Genomic DNA, 18,402 nt, shown 5'->3' with positions numbered 1-18,402 from the left:
GCTTAGCTACAGGATTCCCCGATGGCAGACCAGCGCGCCGAACTGACCTGGAAAGACGGGCAGATACCCGTCTCGGACCGTTTCGACGACCCCTATTTCTCGTTGCAGAACGGGCTGGAGGAGACGCGGCATGTGTTTTTGGCGGGCAATGACCTGCCCGCGCGGTTTGCGCCGGGGTTTCATATTGCCGAGCTTGGTTTTGGCACCGGCCTGAACTTGCTGACTGTCTGGTCCGAATGGGAAAAGGCTGGCCAAACGACCCCGCTGACATTCACCAGTTTCGAAGCCTATCCAATGGCGCCAGACGACATGTCGCGCGCTCTGGCCGTCTTTCCTGAGTTGTCCCCTTGGGCCGACCGGTTCCTGTCCCAATGGCAGGGCGGTACCTGCTATCTGGGCACCCTGCGGCTTGAGGTTATCGAGGGCGATGCGCGGGCCACCCTGTCCGCATGGTCGGGGCAGGCGGATGCGTGGTTTCTGGACGGGTTCTCGCCGGCTAAAAACCCCGAGCTTTGGGGCGCAAAGCTGATGCAGCAGGTATCCGACCACACGGCGCCCAATGGAACCGCCGCCACCTATACCGCCGCTGGGTTCGTCCGACGCGGGCTCCAAGACGCGGGATTCAACGTCACCCGCGCGCCGGGCTATGGGCGCAAGCGTCACATGACGCGGGCGGTCAAGCCATGACCCAACAGAACAACACTCGCGCCGGTATCGCGCTGATGATCGCGGCGACTGTGGTTTTTGCGCTGCAGGACGGTATCTCGCGCCATCTGGCCGGGACTTATAACACCTATATGGTCGTGATGATCCGCTATTGGTTCTTCGCAGCATTTGTCGTCGCTCTGGCGCTGCGTGCACCCGGCGGTATCGCGGCCACGGCCCGCACCAGTCAGCTTGGCCTGCAGATCCTGCGCGGGGTGCTTCTGGCCGGAGAGATTTGCGTCGCGGTCTATGCCTTTACCATCCTGGGCCTGATCGAAAGCCAGGCCGTGTTCATCTGCTACCCGCTGCTGGTGGCGGCACTCAGCGGCCCGGTTTTGGGCGAGAAAGTCGGTTGGCGCCGTTGGTCCGCCATCGGCGTGGGCTGCATCGGCGTGCTGATCATCCTGCAGCCGGGAGTGGGCGTCTTTAACCCTTGGGCGGTGATCCCGCTGATCTCGGCCCTGATGTTTGCCGTCTATGGCCTGCTGACCCGCTATGCGGCGCGGCGCGACACTACCGCCACCAGTTTTTTCTGGACCGGCATCGCCGGGGCGGTTGCCATGACGGCCGTGGGCGTGTGGTTTTGGGAGCCTATGCAGGGCGGTGACTGGCTTTGGATGGGCCTGCTCTGCCTGACCGGAGTTCTGGGACATTGGTTGTTGATTAAGTGCTACGAAATGGCCGAGGCCAGCGCCGTTCAGCCCTTTGCCTATTTTCACCTGATGTGGAGCGCCATTCTGGGAATCTCGGTCTTTGGTGAAAGCTTGAGACCCGCGGTTGTTGCAGGGGCCACATTGGTTATTGCCGCCGGACTGTTCACCTTATGGCGCGAACGACGCCAGAGTTGACCCGATCAGTTCCTCGGAAAATGGCACCGGCAACGCCTGCTGCCCCAACCGTGCGCGATACACAGGTAGGCTTTCGGCGACGCGCATGACATAGTTGCGGGTCTCGCTGAAGGGTATGAATTCGATCCAGTCGACGATATCGGCCTCACCCCGGCGCGGGTCACCATTGCGTTTCATCCACGAGATCGGCCTGCCCGGCCCGGCATTATACCCCGCAGCCATCATCACCACATTGCCGTTGAATTCTGCTGCCAGCTCGGACAGGTAATTCGCCCCCAGCTTGGCGTTATATCGCCAGTCCGAGGTCAGTTTTCCGGTTTGGTGGCTGCTTAGGATGCCCATATTCCGAGCCACAACTTTCGCCGTTGCGGGCATCACCTGCATAAGCCCGCGCGCGCCCGCGCCGCTGATGACAACCGGGTCAAACTCGCTTTCGCGCCGGGCGATTGCTAGCGTCATTTCCTTTGCCATAGGCAGGCCTAGATCTGCCACCGGATGAACCGGGTAATACGCGGCGGGCAGGACAACGCCGGTGGTCGCGGCGCGCTTGGCGATCATCACCGCCAGATGTGGTTCGTTCAGTTCGATGACCAGATCGCCCAGTTGGCTTGCCTGAACGGGGTCGAGCCCCTCAACCAGATGGGTCAGGAACCGCTCGGATAGGTTTGCCTCACCTGCGCGCAACAGCAATAGCCCCGCTTCCAGAACGCTGGAATCGGCAAACTCCGCTTGTTTCCAGTGCGGTGCCCTTCGCGGGTTTGCCAGATCGCTGTCAAAGGGGCGCCCTATCCGTTCGGCGGCAAGAAGCCCGTAGAACGAGGTCTGGTGATCAGCACCCATGGCATAGGCCTCATAAGCCTTTTCCGCATCCCCCTGCGCGGCATAGGCCCGACCTAGCCAATACCCGCCGCGTCCCTTGGAAATCGGTGACTGCACCGCGCCCGAGAAGTTTTGGAAATGCCGTACAGCCGTTGCGGGATCATTCAACCGACGCAGGGCAAGGAACCCGGAAAGCCATTCGAGATCGGCATAGGCATAGCCCATGTCCGGCGTCATATGGTGACTAGAGGCAATCTTGTATGCGCGGCTCATATCACCATTGCGCATCTCAAGCCGTGCCAGTCGGCGACGGCCCTCGGCCCATTTGCCTGGCTCGCCCAGAGCATCCGGGCTGGATGACCGCGCTAGCATCAGATCAATCGCACTGTCATCTAGTTCCTTTTTATCTCGCCAGACAAAGCGGTCAAAGGCAAGTCCCGCCGATCCGGCCACGGATTCGGGAACCGCCCCTACTTTAGCATCAACACCCGGCGCACGTTTTTGCAATGCAATCCGCGCCTCGGCCAGCTTGCGCTGATCGTCATTCACCAATGGCAGCATTTGTCCTGCGCTGATCAGATGACCGTCCCACAGCATCCGGTCTAACCGCGCCGCGTGGTGGGGTTTCAGCAATGTCGCGAAGTTCTCGATATAGTTTTTCTGCAGGCCCGATCCCATCGGCATCGTACGCCAGGCGGTGACGATATCCGCCTGCGCATCGCCCTGTCGCCCTTTAGCCTTCAGCGCTACGGCGAAATTCAGCGCCCCTTCCGCCGTTTGTGGGGCAGTGCCGGCGTAGAATTTCAACACCCGGTCCGGGTCAGCCCCGGTAAAGGCGGGTTCGCTTTCGCGCCGTAACCATGCCAGCCCCGGCCAATCCGGCCTGCGGTTCAGAAATACCAGCACATCGCCCGAGCTTCCGAACCCCTCGCGCAGCCAATGCCATACGATGATGTCACGTGACACAGATCCGCGCGGACCTGCCTCTTGCAGCGCGGCGTTCCAATCGCCCTTGCGCATTTCATACATGCCAGCGCGCAGATCGCCCACCGAGTCGGCTTGGGCCGGCCCGAAGGATGCCAGAATCACCGCTGTCAAAAGCGCCAGAACGCGTGTCATGCCTTGCATTTCCCAACCAACCAAGGATAGAGCCATTTAGGATAAACCTTGCGCCGGCGGGATCAACACACATTGCTAGGAATGTGATTGCCCAAGGCGCAAAAATTGCTAACCGCACAGCAAGGAGCGTGTCATGTTCAAAGGCTCGATGCCAGCCCTCGTTACCCCGTTTTCGAATGGCGAGTTGGATCTGGGCACGCTCAAACGTTTGGTGGAATGGCAAATTCAGGAAGGCTCGACCGGTTTGGTGCCGGTGGGGACCACCGGTGAAAGCCCAACCCTCAGCCATGAAGAACACGAAACGGTGGTGGCAGAAGTTGTCAGTGCCGCAGCCGGTCGTGTCCCGGTGATCGCTGGTGCGGGCTCGAACAACACGGTCGAGGCGATCCGATTCGTTCAATTTGCGCAGCAAGTCGGCGCGAATGCCGCTCTAGTGGTGACCCCGTATTACAACAAGCCGACCCAGAAGGGCTTAATTCAGCATTTCCGCACCCTACATGATTGTGCTGATATTCCGATCATCATCTACAACATTCCAGGCCGTTCCGTCATCGACATGACGCCCCAGACGATGGGCGAGCTGGCCGAGTTGCCAAGGATCGTTGGGGTTAAAGACGCAACCGGAGATTTGGGGCGTGTCAGCCAACAGCGTGCCTCTTGCGGGCCCGAGTTCTGCCAACTGTCGGGCGAAGACGCCACGGCGCTGGGTTTCAATGCGCATGGTGGTGTGGGCTGTATCTCGGTCACGGCGAATGTTGCGCCCAAGCTATGTGCCGAATTCCAGCAGGCCACCCTGCAGGGGGATTATGCCAAAGCGCTGACTTATCAGGACCGCCTGATGCCTCTGCATGAGGCGATCTTTATCGAACCCGGTCTGGTCGGGGCCAAATACGCCCTCAGCAAGCTGGGCCTGTGCAGCGAAGAAGTTCGCTCGCCCCTGACCACGTTGGACGACAGCACCAAAACAGCCATCGACGCAGCCATGAACCACGCAGGTCTGCTGTAACCAGGGGTGTTCTTGGCCTGATCCGATCTTCATCTGGCCAAAAATACCTCGGGGGATGAATTGGCCTGTTAGGGCCACTGGCCCCCTTCTTTACCGTTTGCCGTAATACAGACCCACGACATGCTCGGCCTGCGCAAAGAACAGCCAGCGCGAAACTGCAACGCCTGCCACATGCGACAGCGCAGCCAGAAGAGCGAAGAAGTGGTTGAACGGCAGGATCAGCAGGATGACCGGCAATAGGAAGGCCAGCACAAACGAGATGACCCGCAATTTGTCCGCATGTTTCCTGCCAACCACGTGGACAAATTCGCGCAGAAGATAGTTTGTACCTGTATGTGGAGGCTCAAACGCACGCACTGCCCCGCGCTGCCCCAAACCCGTAGCGGTGCCAAGGTTTGTTCCTGAGTTCGCAAATGCCTTATCCCCTTGCCACCAGTAAAATGTCTGCGCAACGGCAGCGACCACCAACAGAGGAACGGCAAGGCTGACCTGACCGGCCAGAAGCGAGCCACCGGCAAGGCTGAAGCTCAGAAACATGATTGGTGTCAGTTTCATGTTCCAGCGTGGGATTGTCTTGAGCTGGGTGTAGATCATTGAGGTGGTGAAAACTGTTGCCAGCGAAAACAACGCGCCAAGGACGCCCAAAACACCCCAACGCTGACCAAAGATGACAGCGCCCAGCGCGTAGAAGCCCATAAGAATCAAGGCGATCACTGCGCACCAACCCTCACGGCTGAGCCAGCTTGACCGCCATTGGGTGAATGCTTTCCACGCACGTTCAGGATGGCCCAAGTGAAAGGTCGAGGCCATCAGCCCACCCACCGACAGGCCAAAGGCCATGGCATAGAATACGAAGGCCACCCACCCGGTGACATCCGGCATCCCAAGGCCCAGAAAAAACAGCAGCCCAAAGCCCAGACCGGACAAGGTGGTGAAGATAATGACGGATGGGGCCGGATGCATCAGAGCTTCTCCAGTGTCTTGTCGAGCCAACCCAGAAAGCCCTTGGGCTCTTCGACTACCGGGGCCAGAAGGGGCGCGAGAATGTCGATCTGGTCCTCGATCTGATCTTTAGGGCGAGGTGGCAGGTATTTGTTGACGGGCTTGGTGCCCATTTCAGGCATCAGATCCATGCCACCACGTTCGGCGACCAATTTGCTGACATCGCTATCTGCGTCGCCCAGATCACCGAAATGGCGGGCTCCGGCGGGGCAGGTCCGCACACAGGATGGCACGCGGTCCACTTCGGGTATGTTCTCGTTATAGATGCGATCCACGCAGAGGGTGCATTTCTTCATCACGCCCTCGGCCATATCCATCTCACGCGCGCCGTAAGGGCAGGACCAGGCGCAAAGCCCGCAGCCGATACAATCGCTTTCATTGACCAATACGATACCGTCCTCGACCCGCTTATAGCTGGCCCCGGTGGGGCAGACGGTGACGCAGGGCGCGTCCTCGCAATGGAGGCAGGATTTGGGGAAGTGGATCAGCTGGGCGTGACCCTGTTCGGGTTGGACCTCGTAGGAATGTACCCGGTTCAGGAAGGTGCCGGACGGGTTGCCGCCATAAGCGTCCTGATCCGACAGAGGCGCGCCGTAGTTTTCAGTGTTCCAACCTTTGCAGGAAATCACGCAGGCATGGCAGCCGACACAGGTGTCCAGGTCGATGACCAGACCCATTTTCTTGTCTGTGGATTGGGGGAGCTGGGTCATTTTCCTACCTTCCACGCCAGATCTTTTGGTCCGGTGCCGACCGGTGATTTGATCGGTTTGAATTCGGGCTGGCTTTCTGCATCCGAAGGTGGCGCTGCCTTTTCGATCCTGACCTTCAGGTCGAACCAAGCCGCCTGACCTGTAATCGGATCAGAATTGGTCCAACGCATTCCATCGCCTTTTGACGGCAGCAGTTCGTGGATCAGGTGGTTCAGCAAAAAGCCTTTGGTGGCCTCTGGTGCGTCTTCCTGCAGGGCCCAAGCACCTTTGCGTTTGCCTATGGCATTCCAAGTCCAGACAGTATTTTCATTCAGCGCGGCCATCTCCATGACCGGAACAGTAATTTCCCCGTGCGGAGACGTGACTTTGGCCCAGTCGCCGTCCTGCATCCCGTGTTCGCGCATCAGTTTGGTTGGCACATAAAGCGGGTTGCGCCCGTGTAGCTGGCGCAGCCAGGCGTTTTGGGTGCCCCATGAGTGATACATCGCCATCGGGCGCTGAGTCAGGGCATTGATGGTGAAACCTTCATTGCCCTGCTGATCGGTTTCGTACCAGATCGGCAGCGGATCCATGGTGTCCTTGAGGCGCTGGCGCAGATTTTCCGGCGGTTGCCGGTCCCCGTGGCCTTCGGCGGCCAGCTGGAACTTGCGCATCGGTTCTGAATAGAGCTGGAACAGATAGGGTTGCGGGCTGTCGTAGATTCCCATGCCCACGGCCCAATCCTGATAGGCAGCGTTCCAGGGTTTGTAGTAATCCGCCCCTTCGGGGATATGCGCGACGTAGAAGCCGCCATTTTCGATGTAGCGATTTAGCTGGTCGGGGTTGACCTTGCCACGACCTTCCTTGTCGCCATTTTCGCCTCGAAACCCGGCCAGCGGGCCGATACCGGGCTTTCGCTGATGGTTAACGATATAGTCAGCGTAGTCTTTCCACTTCGGCGTACCGTCTTCGTTGGTAAAGCCTGGCAAGCTCATGCGGTTGGCCAGTTCCACCAGCACCGACTGAAAGCCCCGCACGTCGCGGTCGGGCTCGATCACCGGCCAGCGGATTGCGTCGGCGGCGGCGTCTGCCTCGCAGATCGGGCGGTCGAGCAGCGAGATACAGTCGTGCCGTTCAAGATAGGTGGTGTCGGGCAGGATCAAGTCGGCATAGGCCACCATTTCCGAGGAATAGGCATCGGAATAAATGATATTGGGGATGACGTATTTGCCGTCTTCGGTCTTGGCGGTCAGCATCTCCATCACACCTTTGGTGTTCATGGAGGAGTTCCACGACATATTCGCCATATACATGAACAGCGTGTCGATCTTGTAGGGATCACCGGCGGCGGCGTTTGAGATTACCATATGCATCAGCCCATGGGCTGACATCGGGTTTTCCCATGTGAATGCTTTGTCGATCCGTTGGGGAGTGCCGCAGTCGTCCAGCAACAGGTCTTCGGGCCCGCGGGGGAAGCCTAGATGGGGGCCTTCCAGTGGTCTGCCGGGGCGGCGGTCGCCATGCGGGGTAGGGTGCGCCTCGACTGGTTTGGGATAGGGCGGTTTGAAGCGGAAACCGCCTGGAACTTCGACCGTGCCGAGGATGATCTGCAGCACGTGCAGCGCGCGGCAGGTCTGGAACCCGTTGGCATGGGCCGAGATGCCACGCATGGCGTGGAAGCTGACCGGGCGACCGATCATCTTGGCATGGGTTTCGCCGCGGAAATCGGTCCATTCCTGATCCAGCTCGATCGCCTCGTCAAAGGCGACGCGGGCGATTTCCGCCGCGATGGCGCGAATGCGACTGGCCGGGATGCCACAGCGGTCAGCCACGGCCTCAGGGGCGTGCTCGTCGCTTAGGTATTTCTCGGCCATCAGGTGGAAAACCGGGCGATGGGTGACGCCGTCCTTTTCGTAAGTAGCCGACAAGTCCGGGCGTACGCCCGGCTTGTCGAACGCAGTGAGTTCGCCTGTGGCCCGGTCGATCACCAGCGGTTTGCCGTCACTATCGCGCAAGAACAGACCTTTGTCGGGGCCTTCGGATGCGTTCACCAGAACAGGCGCGTTGGTATAACGGCTGAGGTAATCCAGGTCGATCTTGCCGGCCTTCATCAGCACATGGATCAGCGACAGGATGAACAGCCCGTCGGTGCCGGGCGTAATCCCGACCCAGTCATCGGCGACGGCGTTATAGCCTGATCGAATCGGGTTCACACCGATCACCCGTGCGCCGCGTGCCTTGATCTTGCCGATGCCCATCTTGATCGGGTTGCTGTCGTGGTCTTCGGCTACGCCGAACAGCATGAATAGCTTGGTGTGGTCCCAGTCGGGCTGGCCAAACTCCCAAAACGCGCCGCCCATGGTGTAGATGCCGCCTGCGGCCATGTTGACGGAACAGAAGCCGCCATGGGCCGCATAGTTTGGGGTGCCGAAATTCTGAGCCCAGAAGCTGGTGAAGCTTTGGCTTTGGTCGCGACCGGTAAAGAAGGCCAGCTTTTGCGGCGCTGTCTCGTGCAGCTCATTCATCCAGCCGACGGCTGTGCTGATCGCTTCGTCCCACTCGATCTCGCGGAACTCGCCCGATCCGCGCGGGCCGACACGGCGCAGCGGTTTGCGTAGGCGCGACGGCGCGTTAACCTGCATAATGCCCGCGGACCCTTTGGCGCACAGAACGCCTTTGTTCACCGGGTGGTCTCGGTTGCCCTCGATATAGGCGACCTTGCCGTCTTTCATGTGAACGTTGATGCCACAGCGACAGGCGCACATGTAACAGGTGGTCTGCCGGATCTCGTCCGAGACTTTGGGCGAGGTGTCAATCACTGGCTGGTTCATAGGCGCCCCTGTAGTTTGCAGACCGGTATTCCCCCGAGTATTGCCGGGAACCGGAATAAAATTTGTTTTTCACGGACTTGTCGAGACTTATATTCCGTTTTCGCCATGTTGTGCTTGAACAGCAGTCACGGCGATCATGTGAAGGATGTCCTCTGCCGTACAGCCGCGCGATAGATCATTTGCCGGCTTGGCCAGGCCTTGTAGGACTGGCCCGATTGCCTCAACCCCTCCGATACGCTGTGCGATCTTATAGCCCAGATTGCCCGCATTCAGGCTGGGGAAGACAAAGACATTTGCTTCTCCCTTCAGTGGCGAATCCGTCGCCTTTTGCGCCGCAACCTCGGGGACAAAGGCGGCATCGAACTGTAGCTCTCCGTCGATCAGAAGGTTCGGATCTTTTTCGCGTGCGATCCGGGTTGCCTCGACGACCTTGGATACTTTTGGATGTTCGGCGCTTCCCGAGGTGGAAAAAGACAGCATCGCCACACGCGCCGTGTTTCCAGTCAAAGCTGAATAGGATGCGGCCGATGCGCGGGCAATTTCCGCCATTTCTTCGGCGTTTGGATCCACCACCAGGCCACAATCGGCAAAGATGCGCGCGCCTTTGACCTCGTGATGATCCTGGCAGAACAGCATGAGAAAAAAACTGGATACCATTGTTGTACCCGGCGCTGTTCCGATGATCTGCAACGCCGCGCGAACTGTGTCAGAGGTGGTTTCAACCGCTCCGCCCACGGTGCCGTCAGCGATACCCTGATGCACCAGCATGGCGGCAAAGGTCAGCCGGTTGGTGATCTGTTGCCCTGCCTCTTCAAGGGTCATGCCCTTGTGCTTGCGGCGATTAAACAGCGCTTCAGCCAGTTCCGTGGTGATTGAGGAATACGCCGGGTCAAGAATGTCTATCCGAGTGGGATCAAATCCTTCATGCGCATCCAGAAGGGCCGAAATTTTGGCCCCGTCGCCGATCAGGATGATCCGTGCAACGTCCTCTTTTATGGCCCTGACCGCACCTTCCACGACGCGGGGATCATCGCCCTCTGACAGGGCGATGATCTTGTCCGACGCGCTGGCCGTCCCAAGAATGGCGCGCAGCGGTTTCACGCGGATTATACCCCGGCCTGCGGTTCCATGTCGTCATTGCTGATGCCTGCCACCGCGACCGGTTTCTTCATTGCGTCCCGACGGAACGGCTCGCCCAGTTCCTGGTTGATCATGGCTTCGATCAGCGTGGTGATCCCATTCTTCTGATCCTCAATGGCCTGATTCAGGGCTGCAGTCAGCTCATCCTGTGTGCGGGCCACGACACCTTTCAGGCCACAGGCCTGAGCGATACCGGCATAGGACACTTTGGTGTCCAGTTCGGTTCCAACAAAATTGTCGTCGAACCACAGGGTCGAGTTGCGCTTTTCAGCACCCCACTGATAGTTGCGGAAAACGATCTGGGTGACTGCGGGCCATTCATCGCGGCCGATTGCGGTCAGTTCGGTTACAGCAATACCAAAGGCGCCGTCACCCGAGAATCCAACGACAGGCACATCCGGGCAACCGATCTTGGCACCCATGACAGATGGCAATCCGTATCCACAGGGGCCGAACAGCCCGGGGGCCAGATATTTGCGGCCCGCTTCAAAGGATGGGTAGGCGTTGCCGATGGCACAGTTATTGCCGATGTCGGACGAGATGATCGCCTCTTTCGGCAGGGCTGCCTGAATGGCGCGCCACGCCATGCGCGGGCTCATCCAGTCGGGCTTGGCTGCACGGGCGCGTTCGTTCCAGGTTGTGCCCGGATCGTCCTGCTCGTGGTCCATCGAAGTCAGTTCCTGCGCCCAGCGTGACTTGGTTTCCGCAATCTTCGCTTTGCGTGCATCGCGTCCTTCGTCACCTGCGGTGTCCGACAGCTGTGCCAGGATATTGGTTGCAACGGTGGCTGCGTCGCCAACAATACCGACAGATACCTTCTTGGTCAGGCCAATGCGGTCGGGGTTAATGTCAACCTGAATGATCTTTGCATTCGCCGGCCAGTATTCCATACCATAGCCAGGAAGAGTCGAGAACGGGTTCAGGCGAGTGCCGAGACACAGAACCACGTCTGCTTCTTTTATCAGCTCCATACCGGCTTTCGAGCCATTGTAACCCAACGGGCCAGCAAACAGCGGGTGCGAGCCCGGGAAGGCGTCATTGTGCTGGTAGCCAACACAAACCGGGGCGTCCAGACGCTCGGCCAGTGCTTTCGAGGCTTCGATGCCGCCCGCAGACAGAACCGTGCCCGCTCCGTTCAGGATGACAGGGTTCTTGGCATCCGACAGCAGCGCGGCGGCTTCGGTAACGGCTGATGCGCCGCCAGAAGGCAGTTCAAATTCAACTACGGCAGGCAGTTCGATATCGACAACCTGAGTGAAGAAATCACGTGGAACATTGATCTGTGCCGGTGCCGAGGCGCGCTTGGCTTTGGTGATAACGCGGCTCAGAACTTCGGCCATCCGCGAAGGGTCGCGTACTTCTTCCTGGTAGCAAACGCAGTCCGCGAACATGCGCATTTGTTCCATCTCTTGGAAACCGCCCTGACCCATGGTCTTGTTTGCGGCCTGAGGGGTCACAAGCAGCAGCGGGGTGTGATTCCAGTAGGCGGTTTTGACGGCAGTAACAAAGTTGGTGATCCCGGGGCCGTTCTGCGCGATCATCATCGACATTTTGCCGGTGGCGCGTGTGTACCCGTCAGCCATCATCCCACCCGAGCCTTCGTGTGCGCAATCCCAGAACGTAATGCCAGCTTTTCCAAAAATATCCGAGATCGGCATCATTGCCGAACCGATGATCCCAAACGCATGCTCGATCCCGTGCATCTGCAGAACTTTAACAAAGGCCTCTTCGGTGGTCATTTTCATCTGATTTGTCTCCGCGGATTTGTGGATGAAGCCGGACGATCAGCCCAGCCTTTGGGTACGGTTGTGGCCCAAGGGACGGAATGGCGTTAGGTCCAAAACGAATTGCGGATTAGGTCCAGACGCGGTCTACTGCGTTTGGATGGCATCCGCGATCAGCTTCACGCCCGGAGCGATGCGGTCGGGCGCGATGGATGAGTATCCGAGCCGATAGAAGTTCTGTGGCCTATCTGGCCCTGCGAAAAACGGTGCACCAGGCTCGATGTGAACGCTTTGGTTTTGCAGGCTGCGCGCCAGCTGGGACATGTCGACATGTTCAGGGGCGGACATCCACATCGAAGATCCGCCCATCACACCGCGCCCCGCCACCGACAGCCCGTATTCGTCGATAGCCTTGTCCATTGCATCCCGCCGCTTGGACAGCTCTTTGGACATGCGCCGGATCTGTGCATCGTAATGTCCCAGAGACAGAAAATACGCTGCCGTGCGCTGAATGTGGCCCGGCGGGTGGCGCAGCACCAAAGAGCGCAGCGCGCGCGCCTCGCGGATAAACGGCTCGGATCCAACCATGTAACCAAGGCGCAATCCGGGGAACAGCGATTTCGAGAAGCTGCCCACATAGATGACACGGCCATCCCGGTCCATGGATTTCAGCGCAGGCGAAGGCGCCCCTAGAAACGCCATTTCGAACTCATAGTCATCCTCGACCACCATCGCGTCCAGGTCCCGGGCCCGGTCCAAAAGTTGGCGGCGACGGTCGATCGGCATGGTGGCCGTTGTCGGGCTTTGATGACTGGGCGTGGTGAAGATGACATTCGTATCATCGGGCAGCGCTTCGGGTGGCAGGCCATCCCTGTCCACGCAGATGGGGGTGACCGCGCAATCCCAGTGGTTCAACAGGCTGCGCAGCGCATAGTAACAAGGGTCTTCGATGGCGGCTGTGTGATTGTGGGTCAGCAGGATGCGCGACGCCAGCCAAAGTGCGTTCTGCGCCCCCAGTGTGATCAATATTTCTTCGGGGCGGGCCGAGATTCCACGGCGGGGCAGAGTGTGGCGGGCGATGAACTCGATCAGCAACGGATCGTCCTGATCGACATAGTCGCGGGTCAGCGATTCGAAATCCTTGTGCCCCAATGCCCGCACTGCGCATAGTCGCCAGTTGGCATGATCGAACAGGGTTCGGTCCGCCTGACCATAGATAAAAGGATAGGTATAGTCCCGCCAATTCCAGGGCTTGGGCAACACATCCGAATCTACAAACCGGCGGGCCAGCGCCTTGTCCCAATCCACGGTCTCAGTGCCCCGTTGGATGGGCGTGTATTTAGGCGGTACTGGCGCATTTTCCGACACATAATACCCAGATCGGCCCCGGGCCGTCAGGTAGTCATTGGCCAACAGCTCGGTATAAGCCAATGTCACGGTGATCCGGCTGACACCCAGATGCGAGGCCAGTTTACGCGACGAGGGCAGTTTTTCTCCGACATGGAACCGGCCTGACAGGATACCTTCTGCAATCATTTGCTGAATCTGGGCCTGCAAGGTGCCTTGCCCATTCAGCTCTAGAAAGAACGTATCTACTGAAATCCCCATAAGACCTTATAGAGTGGCCTTATTGATTGAGCAATCTGGACTCACTCTCTTTTCACGAATTCTGATCAGAATTTGTTGACGGTAGCTTTCAATACTTCTATATAACTAGAAATCTAGTTTATTGGAGTTGTGGATATGTGGGAAACCGCTGCAGCAGGATTTTCGGCGATGGGGTCAGAGGCGCGACTGAAAGTCCTCAAGACACTCGTTCGCGCCGGAGAGACCGGGCTCACCGTAGGTGAAATCCAGGAGAGAACCGGCATTGCCCCGTCGACGCTGGCCCATCACCTCCGGTTTCTTGCGGCCGGTGATGTTGTCGAACAGGAAAAGATCGGGCGCACCACGATCAACCGTGCCCGGTATGACCATCTCAGAAACCTCGCGCAGTTCATTCTGTCGGAATGTTGTGCGGACGAAACTGGAAAGGCGGCAAACGATGGCTGACCTTACTCAGAGCCCTCGAGCCCCGTTCAAAACCGTCTTCGACCTGATCAAAACCCCATGGGCGGTGATTGTCGCCATTCTGATCGCGGTGGCGATACTCGACCCAGGCAATCTAATGGAGGTGATAACATTTGCCGGTAAGGCACTGGCCCATACCGGCCAATATATTCTGTTTGCTGTGCTGCTGTTGTCATACCTCAAGGCCACCGGTGCCGAAGTCATGGTGGCCCGAGCCTTTGAGGGCCGCGAGACGCGGATGATCCTTTTGGCTGCCCTGTTTGGCGGGTTGGCCCCATTCTGTTCCTGCGAGGTCATCCCGTTCATTGCTGGTTTACTGGCGCTTGGGGCGCCACTGTCTGCGGTTATGGCGTTCTGGCTCAGCTCTCCGCTGATCGACCCGCCGACGCTGTTGATTACGGCTGGCGCTTTGGGATGGCCCTTTGCTATCGGAAAAGCCTTAGCCGCAGTGGCACTTGGCCTGTTTGGCGGATTCGTCGTGCGCACCATGACGCGCAGCGGTGTGTTGACCCAACCTTTGCGGAACTACCAACCAGCTGGATGCGGCAGTTGTGGACCTAAGCAAGAGGACAAACCGGTCTGGAAATTCTGGCATGACCCTGCGCGCCGGAATAAATTTCGTAGCGAGTTCTTTCGAAACGGCCTGTTCTTGTTGAAATGGCTGGCGCTTGCCTATGTTCTCGAGGCGTTGCTGATCAATTATGTACCCGCTGATCTGATCGCACGCGCGGTCGGAGGAGACGGCGTGTTGCCCATAATCATCGCAGCACTTGTTGGGATGCCGGCCTATCTGAACTCATACGTCGCGCCGCCGCTATTGGCAGGTCTGATGGAGCAGGGGATGAGCGCCGGGGCAGCAATGTCCTTTATGATCGCGGGTGCGGTCAGCTCGATCCCGGCCATGGCTGCGGTATGGTCGCTGGTCAGGCCGAAAGTGTTTGCGACCTATCTGGGCCTGGGGATAGTCGGCGCAGTGATCGCAGGAATCATCTTTCAGATGATCTGAAGGAAAAACCGCCCGGTGTGGACACCGGGCGGTTTTGCTTTGTCAGCTTGCTTCGCAATAACGCGGAAGTTTGAAGCGATACCTTGGTTCGCCACTTTCCACATAGACCCGCTTTTCGACACAGGCGCTTTGGCCGACGGTCTGGGAAATCGGGGCCTCGGTCGAAGTGATCGACGTCGCGGACCCGTCGGGTAAACGTACCGAGGCAATCACCCCGTTCTTGAGGTCGCCGTTGATAGCGGTGGCGGACAGAACCGGGACGGTCATGAAGGCTTCGTGTTCATGCGTGCCGTCGTCGTTCAGCAACAGCAGGGCTGCGGCAACCGCGATAACGCCTACGACACCGAACACGAGCAGGCCCCAGGTTCTTAGGAAGGCATAGATTGTCACGGCGCGGTGTGGGCCAAAAATGGCAGACAGTATGTTCAGCATCAGAGTCTCGTCAAAAAAGCCCCGGCCAGTTTGACCGGGGCTGTCTGCGTATCAGAAACGCGGATCGCTTTCGTCTTCATCCTCGGCCTCGCCTTTGGGCAAGTTGAAGAAACTGTCGGCGTCGATGATCGGCTCTTCTTTCTCTTCGGGGGAGTCATCAGACAACGAGAAGGTCTCGAGACCCTCGATCGCCGTTGGAATTTTGGGCGCTGCGTCCATTTCCAGCGACTGCTCGGTCGAAACCAGCTTGCGGCGCTCATCATCGCTCATGACGCCACCTTCAGCGGCTTTCTTGGCGGCGGCTTTTTGCACGATTGCGTCCAGCTCGGACTGTTTACACAAGCCCAGAGCGACGGGGTCAATCGGTTGCATGTTCGAGATGTTCCAGTGCGTCCGCTCGCGGATCGACTGAATGGTCGGCTTGGTGGTGCCGACCAGCTTGGCAATCTGACCGTCGCTGAGTTCGGGGTGGAACTTGACTAGCCACAGAATCGAGTTCGGACGGTCCTGACGCTTGGACAGTGGGGTATAGCGCGGGCCACGACGTTTTTCCTCGCCACTGGCAGCGGGGTTGAACTTGAGCTTCAGCTTGTGCAGCGGGTTGCCCTGCGCCACGTCAATCTCTTCCTGCGTAAGCTGGTTGTTGGCGATCGGGTCGAACCCTTTGACGCCAGCGGCCACATCGCCATCGGCGATGCCCTGCACTTCCAACTCGTGCATTCCTACGAAATCCGCGATCTGCTTGAAGCTGATCGTTGTGTTGTCTACTAGCCATACGGCTGTTGCCTTGGCCATAAGCGGTTTTGCCATCAGCCCGTCTCCTATGCATACATCTTTCCCGTCGCCGGAATTCGGCGGCCCCGTGATCTTGGGGCAGGTTTCCGTTGTCGGGGAACTTGGGCTGTATATAGTCGCGGCAGGGCAAGAAGGGAAGAGGCGAATGCGCTGGCTGGTTCTATGGGTTTTCAGTGCAATGACGGCGCTTGCCGAGGGTGAAAAGTCGGGCGCGTTCGACTACTATGTCCTGGCACTTAGCTGGTCGCCGAACTGGTGCGCGCGCGAAGGCGACGCGCGTGGGTCCGATCAATGCGATGTACGGCATGATCACGGCTGGATTCTACACGGGCTTTGGCCGCAATTCCATCAGGGCTGGCCATCTTATTGCCGTACGGCGGAGGCCCCGCCGACGCGGACCATGACCCGTGAAATGGAAGATATTCAGGGCAGTTCCGGCCTTGCCTGGCATCAGTGGAAGAAGCACGGCACCTGCTCGGGCCTCAGCGCTTCGGACTATTACATCTTGTCGCGGCAGGCCTATGGGTCGGTCGAGCGTCCAAAGGTGTTCCGCCAGTTGGACACATCTGTAAAACTGCCCGCATCTGTCGTGGAAGAAGCGTTTCTAAAGGTCAATCCGGGGCTGGAGCGCGACATGATCACCGTCACCTGCAAACAAGGCTATATCGAAGAGGTGCGCCTGTGCCTGTCCCGCGATCTTGAACCGGTGCCTTGTGGCCGGGATGTGATCAAGGACTGCGCGGCCAAAGACGCGCTTTTTGATCCGATTCGTTAGGGTTTGCGGTAAAGGCGAGATGGTGGGTAATCGCAACTTCTACGTTGTTGCCACCGCATCCTGTTCAATAGCCAGATCGTGCCGAGGCTAAGGCCTACCTTGCTATTCCAAAGTCCTCAGGGCCACTGCGATACCATAAAGCTAGTCGGAATTGCGTTTCGGTTTTACTTCGGAATGGAACGCGCGCATGTTTCCCTTTTGGCGTGCGGCTGCCCGCCAGAGTTTCTTTCGCGCATCGCCCGGCTCTAGATGCGCGTATTCACCGCCGGAAAACTTGGGCCAGTCCAGAGCCAGTCCAAGTTTAACCAATTCTGCGGCGACATCAGTACCATCTGGAAGCGTGCACTTGGCGACGATCCGATCGTAGGAAACCTCTTCTTTGATTTCGGCTGTGATCACCATGCCTTTGCACATCTTGATCAGCGCAAACTTGGATTTCTTGCCCCAGGGATGCTCAAGCTCGGGCGCATCGATTCCGGCAACCCTGATCTTGGTGCCGCTTATCACGATCGTGTCGCCGTCGATTACGTGGCACTTGCCTTTGAGAGTCCGTGTGGTTGGATAAGCCGAGGACGGCTGCTTTGACGGAACCGGTCGTGCTCCGGTGATCGCAGGTCGTTTAGTTGGTTGGAAGGGCACCACCCTGGATCGTTTGCGCGATGATCCGAACAGGGCCTTCAATATATATCTCAACATATGAAAAACGCATTCTAAATCTGCTTAATCGATGCGTAGAATGTTAGGCTGGATACAGTATTTGTGTAAACTTGATATTTGAATTCGACCAAGTGTCGAAGCTCAACTACAGCTCTTTCCGCGCCCTCAGCGCCGCCGTAATCGTCCCGTCATCCAGGTAGTCCAACTCGCCGCCAATCGGCACGCCCTGCGCCAGCGAGGTCAGGCGCACCTGCCCGTCCAGTTGATCGGCTATATAGTGCGCGGTGGTCTGGCCGTCGACAGTGGCGTTCAGCGCCAGAATGACTTCGGTGATCCCCTCGGCTGTGACCCGATCCTTGAGGCGAGGAATGCGCAGCTCATCCGGGCCGACTCCATCTAATGCCGACAAGGTGCCACCCAGAACATGATAGCGGCCTTTGAAAACTGCGGCGCGTTCCATCGCCCAAAGGTCGGCGACGTCTTCGACGACGCACAGCTCTCCGGTCGCGCGGACTTCGCTATCGCAGATGTCGCAGATATCCGAGGTGCCTACATTGCCGCAATTCAGGCACTCACGGGCAGTGATGGCAACCTGTTGCATTGCGTCCGCAAGCGGTGTCAGCAGAAGGGCGCGTTTGCGGATCAGATGCAGCACTGCGCGACGGGCCGAACGTGGGCCGAGGCCTGGCAGTTTGGCCATCAGGTCGATCAGATTGTCGATATCGCTGTTCGAACTCACCGCGCTTGCTCCTGCATAAGGGCCGGGCAGTTGGGCCCGGCCGGT

17 protein-coding genes are annotated in these 18,402 nt (G+C 58.6%); 6 read left to right on the top strand and 11 right to left on the bottom strand.

Features of this window, described 5'->3' with window-relative positions; genetic code table 11:
- Window positions 1–21 precede the first annotated feature (21 nt).
- Together mnmC2 and AC2FLG_RS14720 are read left to right on the top strand one after the other, a co-directional pair.
- Window positions 22–687, top strand: coding sequence for a tRNA (5-methylaminomethyl-2-thiouridine)(34)-methyltransferase MnmC2 (gene mnmC2, locus AC2FLG_RS14725; protein ID WP_496703346.1), 666 nt, complete (start codon window positions 22–24; stop codon window positions 685–687).
- The gene (locus tag AC2FLG_RS14720) at window positions 684–1,553 is read left to right on the top strand and encodes a DMT family transporter (RefSeq protein WP_281973084.1); all 870 of its coding nucleotides are present in this window, start codon (window positions 684–686) and stop codon (window positions 1,551–1,553) included. The genes mnmC2 and AC2FLG_RS14720 overlap by 4 nt, the downstream gene beginning before the upstream one ends.
- Here AC2FLG_RS14720 and AC2FLG_RS14715 read toward each other — a convergent pair.
- Complete coding sequence (locus AC2FLG_RS14715) at window positions 1,527–3,491, bottom strand: lytic transglycosylase domain-containing protein (protein WP_496706886.1); 1,965 nt, start codon at window positions 3,489–3,491, stop codon at window positions 1,527–1,529. The two genes, AC2FLG_RS14720 and AC2FLG_RS14715, sit on opposite strands and share 27 nt — an antisense overlap.
- A gap of 133 nt (window positions 3,492–3,624) precedes the next feature.
- On the opposite strand from AC2FLG_RS14715, the gene dapA reads away from it, so the two are divergent.
- Window positions 3,625–4,497, top strand: coding sequence for a 4-hydroxy-tetrahydrodipicolinate synthase (gene dapA, locus AC2FLG_RS14710; protein WP_496697646.1), 873 nt, complete (start codon window positions 3,625–3,627; stop codon window positions 4,495–4,497).
- A gap of 90 nt (window positions 4,498–4,587) precedes the next feature.
- On the opposite strand, the gene AC2FLG_RS14705 is transcribed toward dapA, so the two are convergent.
- The 6 genes from AC2FLG_RS14705 to pdxR all read right to left on the bottom strand — a co-directional run bounded on the left by AC2FLG_RS14705 (window position 4,588) and on the right by pdxR (window position 13,491).
- Complete coding sequence (locus AC2FLG_RS14705) at window positions 4,588–5,460, bottom strand: dimethyl sulfoxide reductase anchor subunit family protein (protein WP_496706771.1); 873 nt, start codon at window positions 5,458–5,460, stop codon at window positions 4,588–4,590.
- On the bottom strand, window positions 5,460–6,209 hold the full coding sequence (locus AC2FLG_RS14700) for a 4Fe-4S dicluster domain-containing protein (protein WP_496706769.1): 750 nt from the start codon (window positions 6,207–6,209) through the stop codon (window positions 5,460–5,462). Before AC2FLG_RS14700 ends, AC2FLG_RS14705 begins: the two co-directional genes overlap by 1 nt.
- Window positions 6,206–9,019, bottom strand: a complete 2,814-nt coding sequence (locus AC2FLG_RS14695; protein ID WP_496706768.1) for a molybdopterin oxidoreductase family protein — start codon at window positions 9,017–9,019, stop codon at window positions 6,206–6,208. The genes AC2FLG_RS14700 and AC2FLG_RS14695 overlap by 4 nt, the downstream gene beginning before the upstream one ends.
- A gap of 87 nt (window positions 9,020–9,106) precedes the next feature.
- On the bottom strand, window positions 9,107–10,120 hold the full coding sequence (pta, locus tag AC2FLG_RS14690; protein ID WP_496706766.1) for a phosphate acetyltransferase: 1,014 nt from the start codon (window positions 10,118–10,120) through the stop codon (window positions 9,107–9,109).
- 5 nt (window positions 10,121–10,125) lie between these two features.
- On the bottom strand, window positions 10,126–11,904 hold the full coding sequence (xsc, locus tag AC2FLG_RS14685; protein ID WP_142637005.1) for a sulfoacetaldehyde acetyltransferase: 1,779 nt from the start codon (window positions 11,902–11,904) through the stop codon (window positions 10,126–10,128).
- A 126-nt stretch (window positions 11,905–12,030) separates the two neighbouring features.
- Window positions 12,031–13,491, bottom strand: coding sequence for a MocR-like pyridoxine biosynthesis transcription factor PdxR (gene pdxR / locus AC2FLG_RS14680; RefSeq protein ID WP_496677818.1), 1,461 nt, complete (start codon window positions 13,489–13,491; stop codon window positions 12,031–12,033).
- Window positions 13,492–13,626: 135 nt separating this feature from the next.
- On the opposite strand from pdxR, the gene AC2FLG_RS14675 reads away from it, so the two are divergent.
- Window positions 13,627–13,935, top strand: coding sequence for an ArsR/SmtB family transcription factor (locus tag AC2FLG_RS14675; RefSeq protein ID WP_282021955.1), 309 nt, complete (start codon window positions 13,627–13,629; stop codon window positions 13,933–13,935).
- Entirely contained in the window at window positions 13,928–14,959 is a 1,032-nt protein-coding gene (locus AC2FLG_RS14670; RefSeq protein ID WP_496706765.1) for a permease, read from the top strand. Before AC2FLG_RS14675 ends, AC2FLG_RS14670 begins: the two co-directional genes overlap by 8 nt.
- Window positions 14,960–15,001: 42 nt before the next feature.
- Here AC2FLG_RS14670 and AC2FLG_RS14665 read toward each other — a convergent pair whose 3' ends face one another.
- Together AC2FLG_RS14665 and AC2FLG_RS14660 are read right to left on the bottom strand one after the other, a co-directional pair.
- Window positions 15,002–15,391, bottom strand: coding sequence for a hypothetical protein (locus AC2FLG_RS14665; RefSeq protein WP_142636997.1), 390 nt, complete (start codon window positions 15,389–15,391; stop codon window positions 15,002–15,004).
- A 51-nt stretch (window positions 15,392–15,442) separates the two neighbouring features.
- Entirely contained in the window at window positions 15,443–16,201 is a 759-nt protein-coding gene (locus tag AC2FLG_RS14660) for a DUF1013 domain-containing protein (protein WP_142636995.1), read from the bottom strand.
- A gap of 130 nt (window positions 16,202–16,331) precedes the next feature.
- Here AC2FLG_RS14660 and AC2FLG_RS14655 point away from each other — a divergent pair, with 130 nt between their 5' ends.
- A complete protein-coding gene (locus AC2FLG_RS14655; protein ID WP_496697658.1) occupies window positions 16,332–16,961 on the top strand; it encodes a ribonuclease T2 family protein in 630 nt (209 codons plus the stop codon).
- Window positions 16,962–17,102: 141 nt separating this feature from the next.
- Here AC2FLG_RS14655 and AC2FLG_RS14650 read toward each other — a convergent pair whose 3' ends face one another.
- Window positions 17,103–17,657: a thermonuclease family protein gene (locus AC2FLG_RS14650; RefSeq protein ID WP_496706764.1), complete on the bottom strand. Its 555-nt coding sequence runs from the start codon at window positions 17,655–17,657 to the stop codon at window positions 17,103–17,105.
- A 106-nt stretch (window positions 17,658–17,763) separates the two neighbouring features.
- Window positions 17,764–18,357 (bottom strand): recombination mediator RecR, encoded by a 594-nt coding sequence (gene recR / locus AC2FLG_RS14645; protein WP_142636989.1) that lies wholly within the window; start codon window positions 18,355–18,357, stop codon window positions 17,764–17,766.
- Between the last annotated feature and the right edge of the window lie 45 nt (window positions 18,358–18,402).

The sequence above is a fragment of the Ruegeria sp. CDSA193 genome (assembly GCF_059611885.1).
Note: the sequence above shows the minus strand (reverse complement) of the source record. Positions and strands in the feature narration are given on the sequence as shown.